Annotated in this window: 29 protein-coding genes and 1 other RNA gene; 9 read left to right on the top strand and 21 right to left on the bottom strand. The window is 56.5% G+C overall.

What is annotated here, in order from left to right; translation table 11 throughout:
• Positions 1 to 20: 20 nt before the first annotated feature.
• Positions 21 to 566 (top strand): flavin reductase family protein, encoded by a 546-nt coding sequence (locus AOY23_RS16895; RefSeq protein ID WP_072171045.1) that lies wholly within the window; start codon positions 21 to 23, stop codon positions 564 to 566.
• Between the two features lie 3 nt (positions 567 to 569).
• Here the strand turns inward: AOY23_RS16895 and AOY23_RS16890 are convergent, their stop codons facing one another.
• Positions 570 to 842: a metal/formaldehyde-sensitive transcriptional repressor gene (locus tag AOY23_RS16890; RefSeq protein WP_054180440.1), complete on the bottom strand. Its 273-nt coding sequence runs from the start codon at positions 840 to 842 to the stop codon at positions 570 to 572.
• Between the two features lie 132 nt (positions 843 to 974).
• On the opposite strand from AOY23_RS16890, the gene AOY23_RS16885 reads away from it, so the two are divergent.
• Entirely contained in the window at positions 975 to 1793 is an 819-nt protein-coding gene (locus tag AOY23_RS16885) for a nickel/cobalt efflux protein RcnA (protein WP_054180441.1), read from the top strand.
• Positions 1794 to 1837: 44 nt separating this feature from the next.
• On the opposite strand, the gene AOY23_RS16880 is transcribed toward AOY23_RS16885, so the two are convergent.
• The 3 genes from AOY23_RS16880 to yczE form a co-directional block, all read right to left on the bottom strand.
• The gene (locus AOY23_RS16880) at positions 1838 to 2191 is read right to left on the bottom strand and encodes a DUF1428 domain-containing protein (RefSeq protein WP_054180442.1); all 354 of its coding nucleotides are present in this window, start codon (positions 2189 to 2191) and stop codon (positions 1838 to 1840) included.
• 62 nt (positions 2192 to 2253) lie between these two features.
• Positions 2254 to 5325: a beta-galactosidase gene (locus AOY23_RS16875; protein WP_054180568.1), complete on the bottom strand. Its 3072-nt coding sequence runs from the start codon at positions 5323 to 5325 to the stop codon at positions 2254 to 2256.
• Positions 5326 to 5419: 94 nt separating this feature from the next.
• The gene (gene yczE, locus AOY23_RS22375; protein WP_054180443.1) at positions 5420 to 6013 is read right to left on the bottom strand and encodes a membrane protein YczE; all 594 of its coding nucleotides are present in this window, start codon (positions 6011 to 6013) and stop codon (positions 5420 to 5422) included.
• An 87-nt stretch (positions 6014 to 6100) separates the two neighbouring features.
• On the opposite strand from yczE, the gene yczR reads away from it, so the two are divergent.
• Complete coding sequence (yczR, locus tag AOY23_RS16865; protein ID WP_054180444.1) at positions 6101 to 7528, top strand: MocR-like transcription factor YczR; 1428 nt, start codon at positions 6101 to 6103, stop codon at positions 7526 to 7528.
• Between the two features lie 129 nt (positions 7529 to 7657).
• Here the strand turns inward: yczR and AOY23_RS16860 are convergent, their stop codons facing one another.
• Both AOY23_RS16860 and AOY23_RS16855 read right to left on the bottom strand, forming a co-directional pair.
• On the bottom strand, positions 7658 to 7873 hold the full coding sequence (locus tag AOY23_RS16860) for a hypothetical protein (RefSeq protein WP_054180445.1): 216 nt from the start codon (positions 7871 to 7873) through the stop codon (positions 7658 to 7660).
• A complete protein-coding gene (locus AOY23_RS16855; RefSeq protein WP_054180446.1) occupies positions 7870 to 8118 on the bottom strand; it encodes a hypothetical protein in 249 nt (82 codons plus the stop codon). The genes AOY23_RS16860 and AOY23_RS16855 overlap by 4 nt, the downstream gene beginning before the upstream one ends.
• 296 nt (positions 8119 to 8414) lie before the next feature.
• On the opposite strand from AOY23_RS16855, the gene AOY23_RS21980 reads away from it, so the two are divergent.
• On the top strand, positions 8415 to 8843 hold the full coding sequence (locus tag AOY23_RS21980; RefSeq protein ID WP_072171039.1) for a GFA family protein: 429 nt from the start codon (positions 8415 to 8417) through the stop codon (positions 8841 to 8843).
• Here AOY23_RS21980 and AOY23_RS16845 read toward each other — a convergent pair.
• Complete coding sequence (locus AOY23_RS16845; protein ID WP_054180448.1) at positions 8807 to 9427, bottom strand: TetR/AcrR family transcriptional regulator; 621 nt, start codon at positions 9425 to 9427, stop codon at positions 8807 to 8809. The genes AOY23_RS21980 and AOY23_RS16845 overlap by 37 nt on opposite strands.
• 140 nt (positions 9428 to 9567) lie before the next feature.
• Here AOY23_RS16845 and AOY23_RS16840 point away from each other — a divergent pair, with 140 nt between their 5' ends.
• Positions 9568 to 9966 carry a RidA family protein gene (locus AOY23_RS16840; protein WP_054180449.1) on the top strand — a complete coding sequence of 133 codons (399 nt, stop codon included), beginning with the start codon at positions 9568 to 9570 and terminating at the stop codon, positions 9964 to 9966.
• A 50-nt stretch (positions 9967 to 10016) separates the two neighbouring features.
• Here AOY23_RS16840 and ffs read toward each other — a convergent pair.
• Positions 10017 to 10113, bottom strand: an RNA gene (gene ffs / locus AOY23_RS21975) — signal recognition particle sRNA small type.
• Between the two features lie 188 nt (positions 10114 to 10301).
• On the opposite strand from ffs, the gene AOY23_RS16835 reads away from it, so the two are divergent.
• Positions 10302 to 10613 carry an MGMT family protein gene (locus AOY23_RS16835; protein WP_054180450.1) on the top strand — a complete coding sequence of 104 codons (312 nt, stop codon included), beginning with the start codon at positions 10302 to 10304 and terminating at the stop codon, positions 10611 to 10613.
• Positions 10614 to 10647: 34 nt separating this feature from the next.
• Here the strand turns inward: AOY23_RS16835 and AOY23_RS16830 are convergent, their stop codons facing one another.
• Positions 10648 to 11220, bottom strand: a complete 573-nt coding sequence (locus AOY23_RS16830) for a YbaY family lipoprotein (RefSeq protein ID WP_038155073.1) — start codon at positions 11218 to 11220, stop codon at positions 10648 to 10650.
• Between the two features lie 213 nt (positions 11221 to 11433).
• Between AOY23_RS16830 and tesB the strand changes: the two genes are divergently transcribed.
• The gene (gene tesB, locus AOY23_RS16825) at positions 11434 to 12294 is read left to right on the top strand and encodes an acyl-CoA thioesterase II (RefSeq protein ID WP_054180451.1); all 861 of its coding nucleotides are present in this window, start codon (positions 11434 to 11436) and stop codon (positions 12292 to 12294) included.
• Positions 12295 to 12333: 39 nt separating this feature from the next.
• Here the strand turns inward: tesB and amtB are convergent, their stop codons facing one another.
• The 6 genes from amtB to cof form a co-directional block, all read right to left on the bottom strand.
• The gene (gene amtB / locus AOY23_RS16820) at positions 12334 to 13620 is read right to left on the bottom strand and encodes an ammonium transporter AmtB (protein WP_054180452.1); all 1287 of its coding nucleotides are present in this window, start codon (positions 13618 to 13620) and stop codon (positions 12334 to 12336) included.
• Positions 13621 to 13650: 30 nt separating this feature from the next.
• A complete protein-coding gene (gene glnK / locus AOY23_RS16815) occupies positions 13651 to 13989 on the bottom strand; it encodes a P-II family nitrogen regulator (RefSeq protein ID WP_002891893.1) in 339 nt (112 codons plus the stop codon).
• 178 nt (positions 13990 to 14167) lie between these two features.
• Complete coding sequence (locus tag AOY23_RS16810) at positions 14168 to 15952, bottom strand: SmdB family multidrug efflux ABC transporter permease/ATP-binding protein (protein ID WP_054180453.1); 1785 nt, start codon at positions 15950 to 15952, stop codon at positions 14168 to 14170.
• Entirely contained in the window at positions 15939 to 17711 is a 1773-nt protein-coding gene (locus AOY23_RS16805; protein WP_054180454.1) for a SmdA family multidrug ABC transporter permease/ATP-binding protein, read from the bottom strand. Before AOY23_RS16805 ends, AOY23_RS16810 begins: the two co-directional genes overlap by 14 nt.
• A gap of 44 nt (positions 17712 to 17755) precedes the next feature.
• Positions 17756 to 18214: an Lrp/AsnC family transcriptional regulator gene (locus AOY23_RS16800; protein ID WP_054180455.1), complete on the bottom strand. Its 459-nt coding sequence runs from the start codon at positions 18212 to 18214 to the stop codon at positions 17756 to 17758.
• 167 nt (positions 18215 to 18381) lie between these two features.
• The gene (gene cof / locus AOY23_RS16795; RefSeq protein WP_054180456.1) at positions 18382 to 19200 is read right to left on the bottom strand and encodes an HMP-PP phosphatase; all 819 of its coding nucleotides are present in this window, start codon (positions 19198 to 19200) and stop codon (positions 18382 to 18384) included.
• A gap of 125 nt (positions 19201 to 19325) precedes the next feature.
• Between cof and AOY23_RS16790 the strand changes: the two genes are divergently transcribed.
• The gene (locus AOY23_RS16790) at positions 19326 to 21041 is read left to right on the top strand and encodes an SgrR family transcriptional regulator (protein WP_054180457.1); all 1716 of its coding nucleotides are present in this window, start codon (positions 19326 to 19328) and stop codon (positions 21039 to 21041) included.
• A gap of 52 nt (positions 21042 to 21093) precedes the next feature.
• Positions 21094 to 21789 carry a 7-cyano-7-deazaguanine synthase QueC gene (gene queC, locus AOY23_RS16785; RefSeq protein WP_054180458.1) on the top strand — a complete coding sequence of 232 codons (696 nt, stop codon included), beginning with the start codon at positions 21094 to 21096 and terminating at the stop codon, positions 21787 to 21789.
• Between the two features lie 30 nt (positions 21790 to 21819).
• Here the strand turns inward: queC and AOY23_RS16780 are convergent, their stop codons facing one another.
• From AOY23_RS16780 to hupB, 6 genes are all read right to left on the bottom strand, one after another.
• Positions 21820 to 22233, bottom strand: coding sequence for a type II toxin-antitoxin system HicB family antitoxin (locus AOY23_RS16780; RefSeq protein ID WP_054180459.1), 414 nt, complete (start codon positions 22231 to 22233; stop codon positions 21820 to 21822).
• A gap of 1 nt (position 22234) precedes the next feature.
• Positions 22235 to 22441, bottom strand: a complete 207-nt coding sequence (locus AOY23_RS16775) for a type II toxin-antitoxin system HicA family toxin (RefSeq protein WP_054180460.1) — start codon at positions 22439 to 22441, stop codon at positions 22235 to 22237.
• Between the two features lie 51 nt (positions 22442 to 22492).
• Positions 22493 to 22891, bottom strand: coding sequence for a YbgC/FadM family acyl-CoA thioesterase (locus AOY23_RS16770; RefSeq protein ID WP_054180461.1), 399 nt, complete (start codon positions 22889 to 22891; stop codon positions 22493 to 22495).
• 107 nt (positions 22892 to 22998) lie between these two features.
• A complete protein-coding gene (locus tag AOY23_RS16765; protein WP_054180462.1) occupies positions 22999 to 23370 on the bottom strand; it encodes a helix-hairpin-helix domain-containing protein in 372 nt (123 codons plus the stop codon).
• Between the two features lie 148 nt (positions 23371 to 23518).
• A complete protein-coding gene (ppiD, locus tag AOY23_RS16760) occupies positions 23519 to 25393 on the bottom strand; it encodes a peptidylprolyl isomerase (protein ID WP_054180463.1) in 1875 nt (624 codons plus the stop codon).
• A gap of 201 nt (positions 25394 to 25594) precedes the next feature.
• A complete protein-coding gene (gene hupB, locus AOY23_RS16755) occupies positions 25595 to 25867 on the bottom strand; it encodes a nucleoid-associated protein HU-beta (RefSeq protein ID WP_007373541.1) in 273 nt (90 codons plus the stop codon).
• Positions 25868 to 25963: the final 96 nt, after the last annotated feature.

The following is a 25963-nucleotide window of genomic DNA, read 5'->3' as shown; positions in this document are numbered from 1 at the left end:
CCTGATGAGGATTAATCATGATGCAAAAGAAACCCTGGCCGTTGCACGACGTCCGCCACTGGCTGGAACCCGGTCCGGTGGTACTGATCAGCAGCCGCTGGCAGGGTCGCAATAATATAATGACCCTCGGCTGGCACACGATTCTGGAATTCACCCCGTCGCTGGTTGGCTGCATGATCTCCGCCGGTAATATCAGCTTTGACATGATCCGCCAGAGTGGCGAGTGCGTGATAAACCTTCCTGATGCCAGCATGGCCGACACCGTGGCGAAAATCGGTAATTGCGATGGCGATCGTGTCGATAAATTTTCTGAATTCGGCCTGACGGCGGAAAAATGCGAACATGTTCACGCCAGCGCGATAGCCGAATGCCACGGCAGTTTTGAGTGCCGTTTATATGACGATGCGCTGGTCGATAACTACAACTTTTTTATTTTCGAAGTGGTGGCAGCCCGCGTGAAACCTGAGCCCGAATGGCCACAAACGCTGCATTACCCCGGCGGCGGACTTTTCCGGACGGATGGCGAGGTGATCGACCGTCGCAAGCTGTTTACTAAGGTGTCGTAAACCCTATTTCAGATAGGATTTGATCACCTGCATCACTACCTCAAGATCCGCCTCGCGCTGTTCTTCGGCGGATTCTTTGACCACATGATCGGTCAGATGTCCCTGAATCACCTGCAACATCATGCCGTTCACCGCCCCGCGGATGGCGGCGAGCTGTTGCAGGACTTCTGCACACTCATGCTCGCGATTGAGCATTTTTTCCAGCGCACTGCTCTGCCCCTGAATTTTCTTCAGGCGAGTCAATAACATCTTCTTGTGACGAACGGTATGCGACATAGCGGGATCCTGCTGTTAATTCGGTTGCCAGCATATCATGCTCTCCCTCAGCGGCCCATTTTTCTACTGGGGGGTAGTATAATTATACCCGGGGGGAGTATGATAACGCCACTTTATGGCAAGGATCTTTTTATGAACGACTTCTCCTCATTGCTGCAGCAGGGAAACGCCTGGCTGTTCATTCCCAGTGCGATTTTGCTCGGCGCGCTGCACGGCCTGGAGCCCGGCCACTCGAAAACGATGATGGCCGCTTTTATTGTGGCGATTCGGGGAACGCTCAGGCAGGCGGTGTTGCTGGGGCTGGCGGCAACGGTGTCGCATACGCTCGTTGTCTGGATCATTGCCATGGCGGGAATGTGGTTTGGCCGCGGCTGGGACGCGCAAACGTCCGAGCCCTGGTTCCAGCTGATTTCCGGTATCGTCATTATTCTGATCGCCATCTGGATGCTGTGGCGCACCTGGCGCGCGACGCAGCCGCATGATCACCATCATCACGACCACGATCATCATCATGATCATGAGCACGACCATCACCACGATCACCATCATCATGATGAACTGGTGACGGCAGAAGGGCTGGATGCCCACGCCTTCGCCCATGCCAAAGAAATAAACCGTCGCTTTCAGGGGCAGAACGTCACCACCGGGCAGATTGCGCTGTTTGGCCTGACGGGCGGGTTGATCCCCTGCCCGGCCTCGATCACCGTGTTGCTGATTTGCCTGCAACTGAAGCAGGTCGCGCTGGGCGCCACGCTGGTGCTGAGTTTTAGTGTCGGGCTGGCGCTGACGCTGGTCGCCTCCGGTGCCATCGCGGCACTGAGTCTGAAGCATGTTTCTTCGCGCTGGCAAGGGTTTGGGGAACTGTCGCAGAAAGCACCGTGGATTTCAGGCGTATTGATCATTGCGGTCGGGATTTACATGATGGTGCACGGTCTGAGCGGTATTCGGTAAAACACAGACAACTGGCTGGCGGTCACGCCGCACAGCCAGACAAACTACTCGTCGAGAAGTGGCGCAAAGCCGCCGTAGATCATACGTTTGCCGTCAAACGGCATTGTTTCGCCGAACTCTTTCATCCGCGGGTCGGCCATCATTTTGGCGTTTGCGGCATCGCGCACCTCTTTCGAGGGGTACTCAATCCAACTGAAAACCACCTCTTCGTCGTCCTCCGCTTTCACCGCCATGCGGAAATCGGTCAGTTTCCCGTCAGGGACATCGTCTGCCCAACACTCCACCACGCGGGTGGCGCCAAACTCCTTAAACAACGGCGCCGCTTTTGCCGCCATCTGGCGATACGCCTCCTTATTTTTCGCCGGTACGGCAACAACAAAACCATCAACATACTTCATGAGAGAACCTCCGAAGTGAGCAGTGCGGCCAGCGTGTCTGACCGCATCTGTCGTCGATAAGTTTAGTCCTGATGCCAGCTAAACGCGTAATACACACGCCGTTGCGGCAGTAAAAACTCCGGCGAGACGCTGGGGCTCCAGGAGTCATCCCCGCCGACACCCATGTGGAACGCATCCAGATTCAACCATGTGCCCGGCTCTTCGCGCAGGAGATGACGGTGTGTTGTTTCATGCAACTGGCGTTGACTGTAACGGCTGAGGCCAAAATGGAACGCACCCTGTAAATGGTGTACGCCATAATGCAGTTCACGGGTATCACAGCGTAAACCGTTTTCTGACGGGAACACGTACGGCGTAAACAGTTCTGACAGCGGCAACGTCCAGCGACCCTGTCGTGCCGCCAGCTTGCGATCCGGGTAGTTTTCATGCGGCCCCAGGCCCAGCCAGCTGACGTCCGCTGCGGTTTCGTCCAGTTGGCAATGTAAGCCGATGCGCGCGGGCGGCGGGATATCCGCGGCAACCTGCACGTCTACATCGCCATGCAAAATCCCCTGCCCGTCAATGCGCCAGCGCTTTTGACTGATAAACAGCGGCTGTTCCTGATAACACCACGCCTGCTGCGTCTCAACCACCGCCTCCGCACCACAGAGGTGCGCCTGACAGGTGAGCAGCCGGGAGGTCATCTGATACAAACCGGCCGCTTTCCAGCGCTCAACCCAGGCACTGGGATCGATGCGGGCGGCTTCGCTGACGCCGATGTCGTTATCGAGTGGCGCGCGGGTAAAGTTATCGCGCAGCGGGCTTAACAGCGTCGGTTGTTCGTCGCGCCACCACTGGATGAGATCGCCGCTTTCACGGCAGAACCGCCAGCGTTGCTGGCGATGAACGATCTCGTAAAAAGCGTCGCTGGTGTGCAACGCGGGTAACTCTCCGGCCGGAAGCTGCTCAGGCAGCGCCAGTGGTGCCGGAAGCAGCCACTGATCCCAGGCACAGAGATGTTCCGCCGGGGACCAGGCGGTGGCGGCGCGCTGGTAGACTTCTACATTGAGCCAGACCTCGCCCGGCGTCGCCGACAACGCAGGCAGCGGCAGGGTCAGGCGTTGCGTGCCCTGCGGCGCCAGAGTAAGCGCGCACTCACCTTCTGCCAGCCGTTCGCCGTCATGTTCAATCCACCAGCGCAGTTGTTCGTTATCGCAGGTACGGAACAGAAATTCGCTTTCGACCTCCACCACCAGCGGTGAGGTACTCAGCAGACGGAACTGGAAAAACTGCTGTGCGCGCTGTGCTTCGTACAATGCCGGATGCGGCGTACGATCGGGAAACACCAGCCCGTTCATGCAGAACTGGCGATCGTTCGGCGTATCGCCAAAATCGCCGCCGTAGGCCCAGAAGGTTTTGCCGTCGGCATCGGTTTTGCTCAGCGCCTGATCCACCCAGTCCCAGACGAACCCACCCTGCAGACGCGGGTAAGCGCGAAAGGCTTGCCAGTATTTGGCAAAACCGCCAAAGCTGTTGCCCATCGCATGGGCATATTCGCAGAGGATGAGCGGCCGCGTTTCACCGGGTAAGGTCAGCCACTTTTTAATTGACCATTTCGGCACCGCCGGGAACGGCTGATCCTGATCGACCCGGGCATACATCGGGCAAACAATGTCGGTGGCAGCGGTGTTGGCGCCGCCACCCTCGTACTGCACCGGCCGCGTGGGATCGGTGGTTTTCAGCCAACGGTACAGCGCATCGTGGTTCGCGCCATGCCCGGACTCATTGCCCAGCGACCAGATGATGACAGACGGATGGTTGCGATCGCGCATCACCATGCGGGTCACGCGCTCGCTCATCGCGGGCAGCCACTGCGGATCGTCCGCCAGACGGCTCATCGGTACCATGCCGTGAGTTTCGATATTCGCCTCATCCACCACGTACAACCCGTAGCGATCGCAGAGTGTGTACCACAGGGGATGATTGGGATAATGCGAGCAGCGTACGGCGTTGAAATTGTGCTGCTTCATCAGTTCGATATCGCGGCGCATGGTGGCTTCATCGACCACCTGACCGTTTTCCGGGTGATGCTCATGGCGGTTTACACCGCGGATCAGCAGCGGTTTGCCGTTGAGCGTTAATAGCCCGTTGTCGATCGCCACGTGACGAAAACCAACGTCGCAGGCTTCGCTTTCCTGAAGTTGCCCCTGCGTGTCATACAGCGCCATCACCAGCCGGTAGAGGTTCGGTTGCTCAGCACTCCACAAATGTGGGTTTTCCACGGGCAGCGAGAGGGTCAGGCGTTCCGCCCAGCCACCACGTTCATCGACAATCTCGCTGCCGGGGCGCTGGCGCTGTTGCGTCACCTGCGTATCGCCCCACCACAGCGAAGCCTCAACCTCTGCATCGGCCATCGCCTCGCCCTGTAACGTCAGGTGTACCGCCAGCGTGGCATGGCGAAAACCGGCGCTAAGCTGCGTGTCGACATGATAATCGGCGATCTGCATGAGGGGTTTGTGCAGCAGCGTCACGTCACGGAAAATACCGCTCATCCGCCACATATCCTGATCTTCCAGGTAGCTGCCGTCGCACCAGCGCAGCACCATCACTGCCAGCCGGTTGACGCCGGGCACGAGCACGTCACTCAGATCAAATTCGGCGGGCAAACGGCTGTCCTGGGAATAACCTACCCAGCGTCCGTTACACCACAGATGAAACGCGGCATTCACCCCGTCGAAGATAATGCGCGTCTGGCCGCTCGCCAGCCATGCCGCGTCGATGTCTATCGTTCGTGAGTAACAACCGGTGGGATTATGTGCAGGGACCCGTGGTGGCGTCACCGGGATCGGATAGGTCACGTTGGTGTAAATCGGCGTATCAAACCCTTGCATCTGCCAGTTCGAGGGTACCGGCATCGCCACCGCATCATCACAGTCCTGATCCAGCCAGCTCTCCGGCACCGCTTCCGGCGCGGCAAAAAACGAGAATTGCCATTCGCCATTCAGCGAACGACGCGAGGCTGAAGGCGCATCGCGACAGGCCGAATGCAGATCGCGCCAGCTGTGAAATGGCGCGTGAGCGGGAAGTCGGTGCCAGTGAGTCACCTGCGGATTCTCCCAGTCCCGGCGCGCCAGCAGCGTCAGAAGTAGTGTCATGTTGTCCTCATCGTGATGCGTCAAAAAAGCTTCTGCCACATTGCCGTTTTCAACGCGGCGGGTAAAGCGGCGCACGCACAGGAGGAGAGTCAGATCACGCCGGTGTCGGCCTTGCGGGTAGACGGACGAACCACGGCAGGCAGAACTGGATCAGCGGGCCAATCGCCAGCGCATAAAATACGGTACCCACACCAATCGAACCGCCCAGCAACCAGCCAATGAGTAAAACAGACAGCTCAATACAAGTCCGGATCGCCCGCACCGACCAACCGGTGCGCGCATGAAGCCCGGTCATCAGCCCGTCGCGCGGGCCCGCGCCAAACCCGGCGCCGATATAAAGCGCCGTCGCCAGCGCATTCATCACCACGGCGGAAACCAGCAGCGTGATGCGAACCGTCAGTGATGTCACTGGCGAGACGATAGCCAGCGTCGCGTCTGCCACCAGCCCCAGCACGATGACATTGCTGATGGTGCCGAGACCGGGGCGTTGCCGCAACGGGACCCACAGGAGCAGCACCAGCACGCCGGTGAGGATCACCACCTGACCGATTTTCATCGACAGCAGGAATGACACGCCCTGGTGAAATACATCCCAGGGATCCAGCCCCAGATCGGCGCGCACAAACAGCGCAATGGAGACGCCATATAACATCAGGCCAGTATAAAGTTGAATCAAACGACGCCCCATTTTTCACCTCAGTTAACCGCGTTATGCTTTCATCATGCGGAAAAATGGCGTTATGATTAATGACCAGTTTTTAGAAAGTGGACTGCTATGTCACCTCGTCGTTCCGGAACCCAATCGCTGGTGCGCCTGCTCGGCCACTGGCAGGAAACCACCTCACGCACACCGCTGTGGCGGCAGTTGGCTGACGCGCTGCGCCTGTTGATCCTCGACGGCCGGCTGGCGCTGGATAGCCGTTTGCCTGGCGAACGTGAACTGGCGAGCGCGCTGGCGGTCAGTCGTACCACCATCGCCACCGCGCTCGGGCAGTTGCGCGACGAAGGCTATATTGTCAGTCGTCACGGCAGCGGTTCACGGGTGATCCTGCCGGAGAGCCGTCCGGCGGTACCGACCCGCATGTCAGCGACGCAGGCGCTGGACCTCTCCACCGCCGCACTGGCTGCCGGGCCGGAAATTCATCAGGCATTCAGCCATGCGTTGACAGTGTTACCGCAGCACCTCACCAGTACCGGCTACGATCAGCAGGGTCTGCTGGCCCTGCGTGAAGCCATCGCCCGGCGTTACTGCGAACGGGGGCTGGCGACGCGCGCCGACGAGGTGATGATTGTCAACGGCGCCGTCAGCGGTCTGGCGCTGATCCTGCGCCATCTGACCGGGCCGGGGGATCGCGTGGTGGTCGATAACCCGACCTATCCGCTGGCCATCGCCGCCATTCAGGGCGCCTCCTGCCGCCCGGTCGGCGTGTCGTTGCCGGAACAGGGCTGGGATGTGGACGGGCTGACCGCGACGTTCGCGCAAACCGCCCCGCGTCTGGCCTACCTGATGCCCGATTTCCATAACCCCACCGGCCGTTGTATGGACAGCGCCACGCGGCAGCGCGTTGCGGACCTCGCCGCCCGCTCGCGTACTACGCTGGTGATCGACGAGACGATGGTGGATCTGTGGTACAACGCGCCACCGCCGCCACCGCTGGCGGCATTCAATGTCGACGCACCGGTGATTACGCTGGGTTCGGCGGGAAAAAGTTTCTGGGGTGGGCTGCGGCTCGGCTGGATCCGCGCGTCATCACGCACCATTGCGTCGCTTATCCAGACCCGCGATACGCTGGATCTCGGTTCGCCGCTGCTGGAACAGCTCGCCTCCTGCTGGCTGGTGGAAAACGCATCAACGCTGCTGCCTGCGCGCCGCCAGATGCTCACGGCCCGACGGGATATGTGCCGTCAACTGATGGAAGAGTATTTCCCGCAGTGGCGGTTTACGCAGCCAGACGGCGGTCTTTCGTTCTGGGTTGAGCTGCCGGATATGCTGGCGACGCTGTTTGCCGCGCGCGCGGAAAGCAGCGGGATCCATTTGGGTACCGGCACACGGTTTGGCCTGGCGGGTGCTTTTGATCGTTATTTGCGCATTCCTTTTACGCTGGAAGATAACGCATTACGGGCGGCATTTAATACCTTACAGCCGTTATGGGATTCACTGGCAGGTCAACATAACGTGATGCGAATGCGTAAAATAATATAACCGGGGAAAAGAGAAATTGACGAACTCCGAAGAGTTCGTCTAAATCACCGTCCATGATGATATGAGATGATTAGAGTGTCTTAATTACAGTTCATCATCCCATCATATTGTGAAAGAAAGATGACGAAATTAGTGTTGCCGTGGGACAGGAAAACCTTTCAGCGAGATAATAAACCCGTCGCCATCTTTTTTGATTTTCGCACCGGTATCACACCAGTCGGAAGCAATGCGGAAAAATTCATCGCTCCCGATGTTCCAGTTCAGTCGAACATGTTTAACGTAACCCGAGCGTAGCAGCTCACAGGCTTCGTTATAGTTGCTGGCTGTTGAGAGTTGCTGTTTCATTTTTTCTTCTTCAGAAGTTTACGTAACGCTTTGATTTCTTTAGGAGTAAAAGGAGTTACATCTTCTTCGGTATGCTGACTGTCCACGTCATCTTCTGATACTCCCGCCTCTTCTGCCGCATCGAAGGCGAGCAGCAGCAGTTTCTCTGTTGCGGTACTCAAATTCTCGTTATTGACTTCTGCATAATGGCGCAGTCTTTCTTTTAAGGCTTCGTCAATTTTAACATTCAAAACTACAGTGGCCATGTTAACGTGTCCCCGTATGAAAATATCCAGTATTTAATACACTAAGTTAACACATTGTTCCAGAGGTATATTTTTTACTTATACCCAAAAAGAATACGCCTCATCTCACTCTGCCTTTTATTTATGACGAAATAATGACGTTATTATGACACTATTATTTCAGCCATATGACAATGTATTTTATTCATGCTATAGCTAACAGATAACCCGGCTTCAGTACCGGGCAATAAACTCCATTAAGATCCTATAATTAACGGAGCAATATCTAGCGATACTTTCATTCGGAGAGAGAAACGATGCCAGAAAAATTATTAGCGCGATGCCATTGCGGCGCGGTGGAGTTTTCTGTTCAGTTATCTGACGGCTATCACACCATTCGCCGGTGTGACTGCTCGTTTTGCCGGATGCGCGGCGCGATCACCGTCTCGGCACCGTTGTCGGGTATTGAAGTTCTCAAAGGAAAGGACAAGCTAACGGAGTACCGCTTCAACACCCGTCAGGCGGTGCACTATTTTTGCTCGGTGTGCGGCATTTACACGTTCCACCAGCGGCGTTCGAACCCTGAGCAGTATGGCGTTAATGTCGCCTGCATTGAAGGTGTCTCGCCCTTCGATTTCCGCGAAGTTGTCGTTTCCAACGGCATCCATCATCCCTCCGATGGCGGAGGCGGCGTTGCGGGGTATCTGCATTATTCCCCGGCAGACGTGGCGGATAAGGAAGCATGAGCATATAAGCCGCTCGCCAGTTGTGTAAAAACGTCAATAATCTTTGGCAGCGCCCGTTGCGGATCGTCGCTGGCCGCCACCCAAAGCGCTGCATTCAGCGCGGCACTATTCAACAGATGTGCCGCAGCACCAGCGTCCATCGGTTTAAGTACGCCACGTTCAATCAGGGTTGTCAGCGTCTGCCGGGTGGATTCCAGGCAGCTATTCTGACCAGGCCATTGCGAGGGATCCCCGAGAAAAGCTGGCCCATCAAGCAGAACAATGCGCCGGACTTCCGGATCCAGCGCCATTTTAATATAGGCGATCCCTTCAGCCAGCAGCTTTTGCCAGTCATCACCCGCGGTCGCGGCGACAGATTTAGCGCGTTGCGCCATTTCACCATCGACCTGGTCGACAACCGCCGCGAGCAGCCCTTTTTTATCGCCAAAGTTGTGGTACAGCGCCCCACGCGTCAGGCCAACGCTGGCGGTTAATTCATCCATCGATGCCGCGGCAAATCCCTTCTCAGCAAAGGCTTTTCGTGCTGCCTTAATCAATTTGGCGCGGTTCTCTTCCATCGTTTCACTGCGGCGTCTGGCTGCCATAAGTTCCCCTTCGACGAATATTGCATATCATTTGACATACACAGCGTATGTGAGATACGTTTCACATACGCCTCGTATATTAAACCAACTATACGTGTCGCGCTTCCCGCATTTTCCATTCACTGAAAAAAGGACACGTTATGATCCCGCGCGAACCTGTTTTTCCTGCTAACCGACACGCGCTGTATGAAGCGCATGGTTACTCTGCCGCCATCCGTTCCGGCGATTTGCTGTTTGTTTCCGGCCAGGTCGGTAGTCGCGCCGACGGCACGCCGGAGCCGGATTTCTCTGCCCAGGTACAGCTTGCGTTTGATAATCTGAGAGCAACCCTTGCAGCCGCAGGGTGCACCTTCGACGATCTGATCGATGTCACCACCTTTCATACCGATCCTGAAAATCAGTTTCCAGCGATTATGCAGGTGAAACAGGCTATTTTCCCGCAACCACCCTATCCTAACTGGACAGCCGTTGGGGTTACCTGGCTTGCAGGATTCGATTTTGAAATTAAGGTCATTGCCCGGATTCCGGTGACAGGCTGAAAGAGGATCTGCGTGGCGGACATTCTGCATGTCGCAGAATTGGGTGGGGGCCCTGCCAGCTACATCCCGGCACACACGTCGTCTGCTCTGGCTGCTTCCTTCCGGACCTGACCTGGTAAACAGAGTAGCGTTGCGGGAGAACCAACAGAGCCCCCATTGAGAGCGTTGATAACCAACGCGCTGGCGCATTATCCCTGTGCCGTCCGGCAATTGCAAGCCGGGGCAGTGCGGATGCTGGATTATTGTGCAACAGAATAAAAACGCAGGCGGCAGGCTGTCTTCACAATGGCTGAGCCGTAGCTTATCCTGTGTTTTTCACTGCTACCGGACGTGCTATGGAACCCCTCGACAGCTTCCCGCAACGGGTCTGGCAAATTGTCGCCTCCATTCCCGAAGGCTGCGTTACGACCTACGGTGATGTCGCTCGACTGGCGGGATCGCCGCGTGCCGCGCGTCAGGTGGGCGGTGTACTCAAACGCTTACCGGAAGGCTCGACCCTGCCGTGGCACCGGGTGGTGAACCGTCATGGTACCATTTCGCTCACTGGCCCGGATCTGCAACGACAACGGCAGGCGTTACTCTCCGAAGGTGTGCAGGTCTCCGGCGGCGGGAAGATTGATATGCAGAAGTATCGCTGGGTGTACTGACGGTCCTCTCGCAGGGAGAGGACCGGAAGGCAGATTATGGAATTTGCGTCGGCGCAGGGGTTGCGCTGGACGGGCTCACCTGAGTGGGCGAGGTTGACGGTACTGTGGTCGCCGCACCACCGCTCGCCTGCATCGGGATCGCCGTCTGCTGAACCGGCACCAGCGTCAGATCCGCTTTGGTTCCGCCATTGTTAATCACCGGCTGGACGGTATCGGTGATAAACACCAGTTTGTCATTGACGGTGATGGCTGCACTCAACAGAATGCGCGCATTCGGCTGGACGTCAGCAGGGTTATACGGCAGCACGAAGCTGAACGGCGCCTGTTTACCCTCGGTACGAACGGCCTTCTGCGATAATACTTTAGACGGTGCATCCGCCAGAGAGGCATCCGACAGCGTCACAGTCAGCACGGCATCCGGCGGCAACGCCACTTTCTGACGGATCCAGACAGTACCTGACACATTAGGCTGCTGAATAGCGGGTTGTGTAGCCACACCAGACGTATTGGGGTTCGGCGCCGGGGTCTGGATATCTGCGCTTTTATCTGCGCAGGCACTCAGCGCGACCGCAACCGCTAAACCACTTAACATATGCACGAGTTTCATTATGTTCTCCTTATCATCCATGCATCCACAGAGGTTAATTCTGCAGACTGAGTGGTCTGAACAATCTTTACGAGCATAATTGTGGCACAGATCTCACATTTGTGCCTGGAAAGGACCCGTAATTCAGACTATTGCACCCGACAGGCCATTTTTGATTCTGCGTTATAATCTGGTTATTCTCATGCCGCCGCGTTTCTATTACTGAGGTTATCTATGAGTCTGGCATTAACGAACCTGCTGACGTTGTTGAATCTGGAAAAAATTGAAGAAGGACTGTTTCGCGGCCAAAGCGAGGATCTTGGCTTACGTCAGGTGTTCGGCGGCCAGGTCGTGGGACAGGCGCTGTACGCAGCAAAAGAAACCGTACCGGCGGATCGTCTGGTGCACTCTTTCCACAGCTATTTCCTGCGTCCCGGCGACAGCGCTAAACCGATTGTTTATGACGTTGAAGTGCTGCGCGATGGCAACAGCTTCAGCGCCCGCCGTGTGGCGGCGATCCAGAATGGTAAACCGATCTTCTATCTGACCGCCTCATTCCAGGCACCAGAACCCGGTTATGAACACCAGATGCCGATGCCGCCCGCTCCGGCACCGGACTCACTGAAATCGGAAACCGACATCGCCCGTTCGCTGGCGCATTTGCTGCCGCCCGCCGTGCAAGAAAAGTTTTTGAGCGATAAACCGCTGGAGATCCGCCCGGTGGAGTTTCATAACCCGCTGAAAGGCCATGTCGCCGAGCCCAAACGCCAGGTGTGGATCCGCGCGAACGGCACTCTGCCGGAAGATTTCCGCATCCATCAGTATCTGCTGAGCTATGCCTCCGACTTCAACTTCCTGCCCGTCGCCCTTCAGCCTCACGGCGTGGGTTTCCTCGAGAAAGGCATGCAGGTGGCGACCATCGATCACTCCATGTGGTTCCACCGTCCGTTCAATATGAACGAATGGCTGCTCTACAGCGTGGAAAGTACGTCCGCCTCCAGTGCGCGCGGCTTTGTGCGGGGTGAATTCTTCACTCAGGACGGTGTGCTGGTCGCTTCTGCGGTGCAGGAAGGGGTAATGCGAAACCGGGGATAAGGGTAAGGGAAAAGCCTCCCGACGGGAGGCTTTTCTGTTTTAGGCATTGTAGGCGTTTTCACCGTGGCTGTTGACGTCCAGCCCTTCGCGTTCCTGCTCTTCCGGCACGCGCAGACCAACGGTCAAATCCGCCAGCTTGTAGCCGATATAAGACACGACGCCAGACCAGACGATAGTGACGGCCACGCTCTCGAGCTGTACCAGCACTTGATGGCCCATCGTCACGCCTTCTGCGTACCCGACGCCGCCCAGCGATGTTGAGGCAAAGACGCCAGTCAGCAGACAACCGATGATGCCGCAGACGCCATGGACGCCGAACACGTCGCAAGGATCGTCCACGCGCAGCCAGCGTTTCAGCGCGGTAACCCCCCACAGCCCTGCCAGACCCGCCAGGATACCGAGGATCAGCGCGCCACCGACACCGATGTAGCCACAGGCCGGTGTAACCGCAACCAGACCGGCAATCGCGCCAGAACACGCGCCCAGCAGCGACGGTTTACCACGCAGCGCCCATTCGCCGAAGACCCAGCCGAGGATCGCCGCAGCAGTCGCCACAACGGTATTCACGAACGCCAGCGCGGAGATTTCATTCGCCGAGCTCGCGGAACCGGCGTTGAAGCCGAACCAGCCGACATAGAGGATCGCGGTACCGGTGAATACCATCGGCAGGTTGTGCGGTTTAAAGGCTTCTTTGCCAAAGCCCACACGTTTGCCAATCAGGTATGCCCCCACCAGGCCCGCAATCGCGGCGTTGATGTGTACTACCGTACCACCGGCGAAATCCAGCGCGCCGTGGGAAGCCAGCAGACCACCGCCCCAGACCATGTGTGCAATCGGCACATAGGAGAGCGTCAGCCACACCACCACAAAAATCAGCACGGCGGAGAAGCGGATACGCTCAGCAAGCGAACCGACAATCAGGCCGACGGTGATGCAGGCAAACGAGCCCTGGAACGCGACATGGATATACTGATAAAACGTGCCCATCAGCGCCGTGAGCTGGATATTTTTCAGCATCACCCAGTCGAAGCTGCCGAAGAAGCTGCCGCCAGTACCGAACGCCAGCGTATAGCCATAAACCACCCACAAAATGCAGACCAGCGCGAAGGTGACCGCGACCTGCGTTAACATCGACAGTACGTTTTTACTGCGAATCAGACCGCCGTAAAACAGCGCAATGCCGGGAATCGACATAAACAGCACCAGCGCGGTACATATCATCATAAAGGCATTGTCGGCTTTGTCGGCAACTGCCGGTGCGGCCATCGCCAGGCCCGGCATCAGCGCCAGTGCCCCCAGGCCCGTTTTCATTGAAGCTATTTTCATTTTTCGATCCCTATCGCTGTGTACCTGGAATTAGAGCGCCGCTTCGTCGGCTTCGCCGGTACGAATGCGAATCACGCGTTGCAGTTCGGCGACGAAGATTTTGCCGTCGCCAATTTTTCCGGTGTAGGCCGCTTTGCTGATCACGTCGATCACTTCATCAAGCTGATCGTCAGCAATCGCCACATCAATTTTTACTTTGGGCAGGAAATTGACGCTGTACTCTGCACCGCGATAAAGCTCGGCGTGACCTTTCTGGCGTCCGAAGCCTTTTACTTCTGTAACGGTCAGTCCCTGAATACCAATAGAAGACAGCGCTTCGCGAACGTCTTCGAGTTTGAATGGTTTGATTACCACGGTAACCAGCTTCATAGTTCCTCTCCAGTCAGAATTCGGTAATGGCGAGAAGAGTAAAGCAAGGGGCATGCCAGAAATGAAAGGGGCAGGAAAACGGGCATCGCGCGTGATAAACAGGCAGGAATGGTAAAGAAAACGCACCATGACAGTGCAGGTGCGTTTAATGTTTAAAAGATTGCCTGATACTGGTGCATCAGGCGATAAGCGACTCATCGTGAGCGCTGGCGGCCAGCTCTTCGCCCGCCAGTTGCAGTTGATACATCTGCCAGTAGCGGCCTTTCGCTGCCAGCAGTTGCTGATGCGTCCCCTGCTCTACCGCTTCACCACGATGCAGCACCATGATGGTGTCCGCATCGACAATCGTCGAGAGCCGGTGAGCGATGACCACCAGCGTCGTATGCTGGCGCACGGCGACCAGCGCCTGCTGGATCGCCCGCTCGGTGCCGGAATCAATGTTCGCTGTCGCCTCGTCGAGGATCAGCACCTGCGGCGTTTCCACCAGCACGCGCGCCAGCGCCAGCAGCTGTTTCTGCCCGACGGACAGCGTGTTCCCCTGCTCGCCCAACCGGGTATAAATGCCTTCCGGCAGACTGCGTGCCAGCGGCGCCAGTTGTACCGTTTCCAGCGCGTGCCAGACACTCGCTTCGCTGATGTCGCGCCCCAGCGCGACGTTGGCAAAGAACGAGTCGGCCATGACGACCGGATCCTGTTGCACCATCGCGACGCCCTGTCGCAGCGCGGAATGGCTCAGCGAGGAAAGCGGACGCCCGTCGAGGCGAATTTCACCCTGAGTCAGCGGGTAATAGCCCATCAGCAGACTGGCCAGCGTGCTTTTACCGCTGCCGGTGTGCCCTACCAGCGCCACAAAGCTGCGCGATGGAATGGTCAGATTGATATCCCGCAACACCAGACGGTCATCGCGATAGGCGAAGGAAACGTTATCAAACTCTACGGCACCGCTCTGCAGCGGCGCGCTGTCGCTGCCGTAGGTCTGGCGCGGTCTGTCCATCATCTCAAACACGCGTTCGCCCGCCACCACCGCCTGCTGCATGATGGACTGCTGAGTGGTGAGTTCAATCAGCGGCTCGTTCAGACGCCCGAGATAGCTGATGAATGCATACAACACGCCCACCTCAATCGTTCCGACCGACGTAAAGCCAAACAACAACAGCAAGCCGCACAGCACCATGGCGGAAAACAGACTCAGCAGCGGGCGCAGCAAAAAGCCGTCGAGCCGTAACGTCTGCATCCGCGCGAGATAATGCGAGCGGCTTGCCTCGTTCATCCGCTCGCCAAAACGTGCCTGCTGCCGGAACTGCTGAATAACGCTCATGCCGTTGATGACCTCGTTAAAGCCATCGTTGATATCCGCCAGATAAGCACGCACGCGGCGCACGATCGGCGTGCTGTAGCGCTGGTAGATCAGCATCACCACAATTACCGCCGGGAAGATGCCGATTGCCACCAGCGCCATGCGCCAGTCGAGACTGAACATCGCGACCAGCATCGCGCCAATTAATGCGGCGCTGCGCAACACGGTCGCGACAACCATAACGTAGAGATCGCGGATCACTTCGGTGTCGTTGGTGACGCGGGAGATAATCTCGCCTACCGGTTGCGTATCGAACGCGCTCAGTGGCTGGCGCAGAGCAGCATCCATCACATCAATACGTAACTGCTGAACGACGCCCACCGCGGCGCGGTTAAACAGCAGCGATTGCGCGTAGTGAAGGCTGGCTGCCAGCAGTTGCAGCCCGACGTAAGCCGCCGCCAGACCAGTAATGATCCCCAGCGGCAGATAATCCTTCGCCACCATGTTGTCGATAAAATAGCTGATGAGCATCGGGCCGCTCACCTCAGCGGCGGCGGCAATCCACATCATCACCACCGCGATGGCCAGCGGTTTGCGCCATGGCGAACCGTACGCCAGCAACCGTTTCAGCGTCGGCCAGAGCTGCGCCCGGTTACGATTCTTCATGGGTCGCCTCCTCCACCGGTGCATCGTTCAGCGCCGCTTCCAGTTGCTGATAGCGATACATATCGCGATACCATCCCGACTGCGCCGCCAGTTGCTCATGCCTTCCGCGCTGGGCGATATGGCCGTGCTGCATGACGATAATTTCACTGGCGTCGGTCAGTGCCGACAGCCGGTGCGCACTGATAATCACCGTACGTCCTTCGCCCCACTGACGCAGATTGTGCAGGATCTGATGCTCCGTGCGGCCATCCACTGCCGACAGCGCGTCGTCGAGGATCAGGATTTCCGCTTCCAGCAGCAGCGCGCGGGCAATCGCGATACGCTGTTTTTGCCCGCCGGAGAGCATCACGCCGCGCTCGCCCACTTCAGTGTCATACCCTTGCGGCAAGCGCAGGATGTCGTCATGGACGCTCGCCAGTCGCGCCGCGTGTTCAATCTCCTGTTGCGTCGCGCCGGGTTTACCGAGGGCGATATTGCTCGCCACGGTATCGGAAAACAGGAACGGGGTCTGACTCACCACCGCCAGACGGCTGCGCCAGCTATCCAGCTTCAGGCGTGGCAAGGGAATATCGTGATAACGAATATCGCCCTGCGTCACATCGAAATGGCGCTGGATCAGCGACAGCACGGTGGATTTACCCGCGCCGGTCGGGCCGCAGATCCCAAGCATCTGGCCGGGCTGCAACGTGAAGTTGACCTTCTCCAGCGTCACGGCATCGGTGTGCGGATAATGAAACTCACGGATAGCCACCGCCAGCGCGCCACGCCCGTCAGGAATGGTTTCTTCGCCATCGTTCACCACTGGCGCTTCCGCCAGCATCGTGCGAATGCGGCTGTAGGCGGCGCTGCCACGTTCAACGATGTTAAACATCCACGCCAGCGCCAGCATCGGCCAAATCATCAGCCCGAGGTACATCATGAAACTGGTGAGCTGTCCGAGCGTGATCGTGCCCTGGGTGACCATCCAGCTCCCGCCGCCAATCGCCAGCAGGTTTGCCATCCCAATGGCGATATAAATCGTCGGATCAAAACGGGCATCGACGCGGGCCACGCGCATGTTTTTCACGCCGGTATCCGCCGCATCGGCAGCAAACAGCGCCGACTGGCGATCTTCAAGCCCGAAAGCTTTGATCATGCGGATGCTGGTCATGCTCTCCTGCGTACGATCGTTGAGCGTGGAGAACGCCGCCTGCGCCAGTTTGAAGCGTTCGTGCAGCATGTCGCCGTAGCGCTTGATTACCAGCGCCATAATCGGCATTGGTACCAGCGCCAGCAGCGTTAATTGCCAGCTGATTTGCGTCGACATTACGATCAGCACCGCCAGCCCCGTGACCATCGAATCGACCAGCGTCAGCACGCCTTCCCCGGCGGCAAACACCACGCGGTCGACGTCGTTGGTCGCGCGGGCCATTAAGTCACCGGTACGATGACGGAGATAAAATTCCGGGTGCTGACGACTGAGCTGACGGTAGAAGTCTTCCCGCAGTTCCACTGCCAGTTGATAAGACGCGCCAAACAGCAGCACGCGCCAGACATAACGCAGCAGATAAACCACCACGGCAATCAGCAGCATCGTGCCGATCCACATCAACACGCGTTCGGTGGTGTAATGTTGTTCGGTGACGCCGTCTACGATGATCCCGACGACTTTCGGCGGGATGAGCTGTAAAAAGGCGATGATAATAAGCAGTGATACGGCCCCGAGGTAGCGTCGCCACTCCCGACGGAAATACCAGCTTAATTGAGCAAATAAACGCAAACAGTTTGATCCTGAACGTGATTGTCCGGTTGCAACCGGGAGAATTAGTCAATCGGTAATGCGGTGGTGAATTTTATCTGTTCCATGGCAAAACTGGAGGTCACATCCGATAAACCAGGCACATTGTTCACCAGCCGTTTATAAAAGTCGTCATAGCGTTTCATGTCAGCGACCTGTACGCGCATCAGGTAATCGTATTCACCTGCCATGCGCCAGAACCCCAGTACTTCCGGCATTTGCGAGACTTCGCTGACAAAACGGCAATACCAGTCGCTGCTGTGGTGCTGCGTTTTGATCAGCACAAAAGCGGTGAGGCCCAGCCCCAGTTTTTCGGCATCCAGCAACGCGACCCGCCCGAGCAAAATGCCGTCATCTTCGAGGCGTTTCAGCCGTTTCCAGCAGGGTGTGGTGGTCAGATTAACGGCATCCGCCAGCTCCTGCAAAGAGAGGGTGCAGTCAGACTGCAGCAGGGAAAGCAGCTTTCGGTCAATTTTATCTAACACAGCGCACCTCAGGAGAATTTTTTTCTCCTTTTATTCTATTTCAAAGGCTAAATCGCGACAATTTTTTCCGGGCATCGGGCACAAAATGATAAGTCATCTGAACGCAGGCAAGCGGCATAAAAAAAGCCGGGTATCAGAGGATATCCGGCTTGCTGGAAGGGATCTCGTCATTCGGGGGAATAAGGAAGATGTGGTGTGTCCAGCCAATGCGTTAAAAAGTGGGAAACCGCCTGATTCTGGCAGTGTCCGATAACCGTTAAATGAGGCAGTTCCGCTTTGAGTTGCGGCATGGCATTGCCCATGATCAGGCCGCGCCCGACCAGCCCCAGCATTTCCCGATCGTTCATTGCGTCGCCAAAGGCCATGCAGTCCTGCATCGTCATGCCGAGATGCCCGCTCAGCACCGAAAGCGCCGCGCCTTTGTTGCAACCCACCGGCAGCACCTCCAGGCAATCGACGGCCGAGAAGCAGAGGTTGGCACGCTCGCCCAGCGCCTCGCGCAGTTGCTCCTGTAAACGGACCAGATCGTCGTGATCGCCACAGAAACAAATCTTGGTGACGTCGCTGGCAGGCAGCGCCTGGAGATCGCAAAGCTGATAATGGAAACCGCTGTAGACATGCGCATGAAGCATTTCGGGGATTTCTTTATTCGTCAGCCAGCCGCTGTCATTGAAGGCGTGAATACTGGCGCGGGTATCCCAGACTGTATGCAGAACGCGGTGGGCGACATCAGGCGCCAGATCACTACGATGAAGCACCTCACCCTCCAGCGAATGGATGCGCGTACCATTGCCGGTGATCAGAAACGCATCCAGCGCAAAGCGCCCTATCAGATGACGCATTTCCAGCACATGGCGACCCGTGGCAAACGCCAGCGTGATATCACGCTCACGCAGACGTTTCAGTGTCGACAGCGTTTCATCACCCAGCAGATGATTTGGCATCAACAGCGTACCGTCCATATCGAATGCAGCCAGTTTTGCCATGATCGTTTCCCGGAGTGAAAAATGAGCTATTGCGAGGTAGTATTATCCGGGATATACGGAAGTAATAGTGAATAGTTCATTTTTATTGTTCCGGGTTTCTGTTCCGCCGGAGAGGCCGATTTGCGATGAGAGTGTTAAACCGACTGAATCAGTTCCAGCGCCTGTGGCAACCTGGTCAGGGCGCGCCGCAACAAGTGACGGTAGCAGAACTCGCTGAACGCTGTTTTTGCAGCGAGCGCCACGTCAGAACGTTATTGCGTCAGGCACAGGACGCTGGCTGGCTGGAATGGCAGGCGCAATCCGGGCGCGGTAAGCGCGGGACGTTACGTTTTCTGACAACCCCCGATACCCTGCGTAATCAGATGATGGAACAGGCGCTCCGCGAGGGACAACAGCATAACGCGCTGGAACTGGCACAGCTGGCGCCGGTGGAGCTTCGGGCGCTGCTGCATCCCTTTCTCGGTGGTCAGTGGCAGAACAACACGCCGACACTGCGTATCCCCTACTATCGCCCGCTCGATCCGCTGCATCCGGGTTTTCTGCCTGGCCGTGCGGAGCAACATCTGGTCGGGCAGATTTTTTCCGGTTTAACACGTTTCTCGCTGGATTCAGCCCGGCCGGTTGGCGATCTGGCTCATCACTGGGAAGCCAGCGACGACGGGCTGCACTGGCACTTTTACATTCGCTCCACACTGCACTGGCATAACGGTGATGCGGTTGAAACCGCGCAGCTTCAGCAACGCCTGATGATGCTGCTTACCCTGCCGCGGATGCGCGAATTGTTTGCCAGCGTCAAAGCGATTGAAATCACCCATGCGCAATGCCTGACCTTTACGCTGCATCACCCCGACTACTGGCTTCCGTGGCGGCTTGCCAGTTACTGCAGCCTGCTGGCACACCCGGATCACCCGGAACTAGGCACCGGACCGTTTAAGCTGAAAATTTTCGAACCGGAACTGGTCAGGCTGGAGAGCCACGCCCGCTATCATCTGAGCCACCCGTTGTTGCAGGCAATCGAATACTGGATCACCCCACAACTGTTCATCAAAGACATGGGTTCCAGTTGCCGCCACCCGATCGAAATCGCCATCGGGAAACCCGAAGAGCAGGATCAACTGCGACTGGTCAGCAACAGTATCAGCCTCGGATTTTGCTATCTGGCGCTCCGCCAGAGCGAACGACTCACGCCCGCGCAGGCACAGCGGGTTATTGCGCTGATCCACCGCACGACGCTTTTACAAACGCTGCCGCTCGATGAAAACCTGATTACGCCCTGCGATGAACTGCTGCCAGGGTGGCCTATCCCGCAATGGGCGGAAGACGAGCAAGTGGCACTGCCGACAGCCTTAACACTGGTTTACCATCTGCCGGTGGAGCTTCACACGATGGCAGAACAACTCCGTCAGGCGCTGGCCGCGCGGGGTTGCCAGTTAACGGTGATTTTTCATGATGCCAAAACCTGGGATGGTTGCCTGGCGCTGGCCTCCGCCGATCTGATGATGGGCGACAGGCTGATTGGCGAAACGCCGGAATATACGCTGGAGCAATGGATGCGTTGCGATCCGCTCTGGCTGAACGTTCTGACGCACCCGCAATATGCCCATTTGCAGGCCACGCTGGATGCGGTCCAGCGTCAGCGCGATGACGTCTCCCGCGCCACCGCTTTACTGGGTGTGGTCAGTAATTTGATGGAAAGCGCGACGCTAACGCCGCTGTTCAACTATCACTATCGGGTCAGCGCGCCGCCAGGTGTGAACGGTATTCGGCTGACACCGCGCGGCTGGTTTGATTTTACCGAAGCCTGGCTTCCGGCCTCTTCCGGTGAAGAAGCTGGTCGCTGAGACATTCTGGCGCTACCATAGCTGCCTCATTTTTTGACTGTCAGGAATTGCTATGAAACGCGCCGTTGTCGTCTTTAGCGGAGGACAAGATTCCACCACCTGCCTGGTGCAGGCTTTGCACCAGTACGATGAAGTTCATTGCGTCACGTTCGATTATGGCCAGCGTCATCGGGCCGAAATTGACGTTGCGCGCGACCTGGCGCTGACGCTTGGCGCAAAAGCGCATAAAGTGCTGGATACGACGCTGCTCAATGAACTGGCCGTCAGCAGCCTGACCCGCGACAGCATTCCGGTGCCGGATTACGAACCGGACGCCGACGGTATCCCCAATACCTTTGTGCCAGGCCGCAACATTCTGTTTCTCACGCTGGCGGCTATTTATGCTTATCAGGTCAAAGCCGAAGCAGTGATCACCGGCGTCTGTGAAACCGATTTTTCCGGCTACCCGGACTGCCGCGATGAGTTCGTCAAAGCGCTGAACCATGCGGTAAATCTGGGCATGGCAAAAGAAATCCGCTTCGAAACACCGCTGATGTGGATAGACAAAGCCGAAACCTGGGCGCTGGCAGACTATTGGGGAAAACTGGATCTGGTGCGCAGCGAAACGCTCACCTGCTATAACGGCATTAAAGGCGACGGTTGCGGACACTGCGCAGCCTGTAACCTGCGCGCCAACGGTCTGAACCACTATCTGGGCGATAAACCTGGCGTTATGGCGGCGATGAAAGCGAAGACCGGGCTGAAGTGATTCGTGACCCCGGCAATAGGTTTGCCGGGGTTATGAAAATGGCTTTGTGATACGTTCAAGTGCTGCCTGAGCAAGAAACCCGGAGCGGCTCTTAAACTCAGGATGCCGTGCGACGCAGCGATCAATTCGATCAATGAGTGATTTCGGCAACGTAACGTTGATTTTCTCCGACCCTCCCAGCAAACGGCTCACATCAATATCCACCAGTGCCCACGTCATTCCCTGATACTGCGGTTGTGCCACCAGATCATTGACTGTCGAGATAAGCGGAATATCCTCCCCCATTTCAACGAGCAGTTCGATATGTGCGGTAATCGCTTCCCGAGCGTTTACGATGGCTTCATCCAGCGTATCTCCCGCAGAGAAACAGCCAGGAAGATCCGGCACAATGACACCCCATGCATGCTTTTCGTCGCCACTTTCAACTGCAATTGGGTAATACATACTATCTCCAGGGTAACGCAAGTGGATTTTCGTAACTGGCCTGACGGCGGATACTTTTTACGGTTCCGACGGGCAAATCTTTTTTCGGATGTGGAACGGTTACCAGTCCACGCTTAATCGGGTGACGGAAATGATGATGACTTCCGGTCACCCTGATTAAGATCCAGCCGTCAGCAACGAGTTCAGCGATCAATGCTTTGCTATTCATCCATGATATCCTGGATTTTTAAATAACTCCAATAACTCCCAATGAAGGGATTTACGCCACCATCTGCTCCAGGTGCTCACGCAGTTCGCCTTCCAGCATGAGCGCCTTTTGTGTTTTCAGATCGATACAGACAAACGTAATCAGGGCATCCGCCACCACTTCGCCGTCGGGTTCCAGCGTGACGACCTGGCTCAGCACACCGCTTTTACCGTTGAGCTGTTTTACGGCGCTGGTCACCGTCAGTAAGTCACCCAGCACCGCCGGGCGCCGGTAGTTGATATTGATGTTAACCACCACGAACGCGATGTTATGGGCGGTCATCCACTGAAAACCGGCGCTGTTTTCCAGCCCGTCCCAACGAGCTTCTTCAAGGAACTCCAGGTAGCGGGCGTTGTTGACGTGCTGATAAACATCGAGATGGTATCCACGAACTTTGATTTGAGTCTGCATAGCGCAATAGCCTTATCTTTTTATGTTTAATAGAATCAGAGGTCACACCACTGGTATGACCTCTCTAGTCTGGCAAAAAACGGCCACTCTGCAAACTTGCGTCAGGATCAGAGCATCAGATGGGCCAGGTTGCGTTCAACCAGTGAATTCCCCATTCCCGGCACCTGGCGAAGATCGTCAAGTGTTTTGAAGGGGCCGTATTCCTCACGAAAGCTGACGATGGCCTGCGCTTTTTTCAGCCCTACGCCGTTCATCACCCGCGCCAGTTCCTCCGCCGGGGCGGTATTGATGCTGACTTTGGTGCCTTCCTCATCGGCCGGTTTTGCGGCATCGGCTTTTTTCACCTGCGCCGTTTGCGCTTCAGATTGTGTTTGCGCAGCCTGCGGTTTCGCCGTTGAGCCTGCAGCCAGCGCGTTATGACCCATACCGGCAAACACAAGACTGGCGGTGATGATGAGAGTTTTAATTCCACGTTTCATGCTGTTTTCTCCTTGTTTGTTGACAGCGAGGCCACGATAACTGGAAGAAAAAAACAGAACAAAAGGCAAATATCAGAAATGGAAAAGGCCGCGAGCGCGGCCTTTCGGTATTACATGGTGTTACTTTATTCTGCGAAGCGGATTCCGCTTATTGCTGCTGTTCGACGACATCACCCAGCTTGATTTTGGCCTGTTTGCGCAGGTTACTCATTAACGCTTCGAAGGCGATCTGCGCGTTATTCTGCGTGATGCCCTGAACCATCGCTTTCTTCTGCTCTTCCGGCATTGAACCCGCTTTCACTTCGTCCAGTGCCAGCAGCACGACGTTGCCTTGCAGATCGCTACCGATGCCATAGCTCGGCTTATCTTTCTGCGGCAACGGTAGCGTGAACGCCGTCTGGCTTACCGGATCCTGACCGGCACGGCTCAGCGTCTTCGCGTCACCAAAGCTCAGCCCGGCCGCTTTCAGCGCCTCAGCACCTTTACCGGCGTTCAGTTCCGCCAGCAGTTTTTCCGCATCCAGCTTCGCCTGTTGTTCCGCTTTGGTGTGTTTCACGATGTCAGCGACCTGGTCTTTGACCTCGCTCAGCGGTTTAACGGCTTCCGCTTTATGCTCGCTGATGCGCAGCACGAACGCGCGATCGCCATCAACTGTAATGATGTCGGAGTTGCTGCCCGGCGTGCCGTTTTCGCCCACCAGCCCGCCATTGAAAATGGCGTCAGCAACCGGTTTGAAATTCAGCGCTTCCGGCAGCGTGTTTTGCGTAAACCAGTCGGTTTCCACCACTTTCTGGCCCGAAACCTGCGCAGCGCCTGCCAGGGATTCATTATCGTTGCTGGCCGCGTCACTCACTTTCTGCTGCAGCGCGTAGTAAGCATCCAGCGCTTTTTCCTGTTTCACTTTCGCCGCGATGTCATCGCGCACGTCACTCAGCGGTTTTACCTGCGCTGGCTGGACGTCATCCAGACGCGCGACAAGGAAGCCCACAGAGGAGGTGATCACGCCTGACAGTTGCCCTTTCTCTTTCAGGCCCGCGTTTTTCAGTTCGTCCGGGGTGGTGGACTCTTCCAGCCAGCCCATATCGCCGCCGTTGCGGGCAGAGATGATGTCAGTTGATTTCTCTTTCGCGACGGTGGCGAAATCTGCGCCTTTGTTCAGCTCATCCAGCGCGGCCTTGGCATCCGCTTCGGTTTTGGTCTGGATCACGCTGTAGCGGCTACGCTGCGGCTGCGTGTACTGATCTTTGTGCTGATCGTAATAAGACTGGATTTCAGCGTCCGAGGCGTTCTCCTGCATCTCAGCGGCATCCATCTTGATGTAGCTGACGCGGAACTGCTCCGGCGACATGAAGTTGCCTTTGTTCTGCTCGTAGAACGCGTTGATTTCCTGATCGCTTACCTGCTGTTTTGCCGCCAGGGCGTTAACATCAATGGTGGCTTCGCGCACGACGCGCTGCTGAGAGACCAGCGCCGCCAGTTCATCAGTCTCGCCTGGCAGCATGAAATCGGTACCGGCAACGGCGTTGATGAGCTGCTGAGTGACCAGCTGATTACGCAGCGCCTGTGCGTATTGATCCGCCGTCATGCGCATCTGGCTCACAATGCTGTTGAAACGCGCGTTGTCGAATTTACCGTCGGTCTGGAACGCCTGGGTGCTGAAAATGGCTTTCTTCACCTGCTCATCGCTGATATTCAGTCCGAGCTCTTTGGCGTACTGGTCGAGTAACGACTCGTCAATCAGGCGATTCAGTACCTGCTGACGCATCGTTTTCATGTAGTTTTCGTTGCTGGCCAGTTCGGAGAATCTGTCACCCAGCTGCTGTTGCATACGATTACGTTCGCTGGCAACGGCATTTTCAAATTGCGGACGGCCAATTTCCTGGCCATTCACTTTCGCGGCATAGGTATTGTTACCGCCAATCAGGTAGCTACTGACGCCGGTCAAAATGAACGACACAATAATGATACCGAAAATAATCTTGAGCACGATGCTGTTAGCTGCCGTGCGTAAGTTGTCCATCATGGTGTAACAACGCTCCGCTGTAGGTGACTGTAGACCTCGCGCAGCATAGCACGTCATGACCGCTGCGCGTGAGGTCGTATTTTGACAAGAAAACGGGCCTCTTGTCAGCCCACTACGCATAATTCTCGCAGAAATGGGATAAAAAAAGGCACATCCAGCGATGCGCCCTTGTACTTAGTCACTTCCCTTTTCGGGAATCGATCAGTTTACTGCGTCTTTCAGTGCTTTACCTGCACGGAAACCAGGCACTTTAGCGGCAGCAATGGTGATTTCTTTACCTGTTTGCGGGTTGCGACCAGTACGGGCAGCACGCTCTTTAACAGCAAAAGTACCAAAGCCAACCAGTGCAACGTCATCCCCAGATTTCAGAGATTCAGTAACAGAAGCGATCAGCGCATCTAATGCACGTCCAGCTGCAGCTTTAGAAATGTCCGCACCCGCAGCAATTTTGTCAATCAGTTGAGATTTATTCACTGTTTTCTTCCTCTCTTTATAATTTATATCGCACCTGAATCCTTCACAGTACGACCGCGCAGCAGTTATATCAGGTGTGTCATAACCTTACAACAC

Origin of the sequence: Trabulsiella odontotermitis (assembly GCF_001297775.1) — a bacterium.
Classification (GTDB): domain Bacteria; phylum Pseudomonadota; class Gammaproteobacteria; order Enterobacterales; family Enterobacteriaceae; genus Trabulsiella; species Trabulsiella odontotermitis.
Note: the sequence above shows the minus strand (reverse complement) of the source record. Positions and strands in the feature narration are given on the sequence as shown.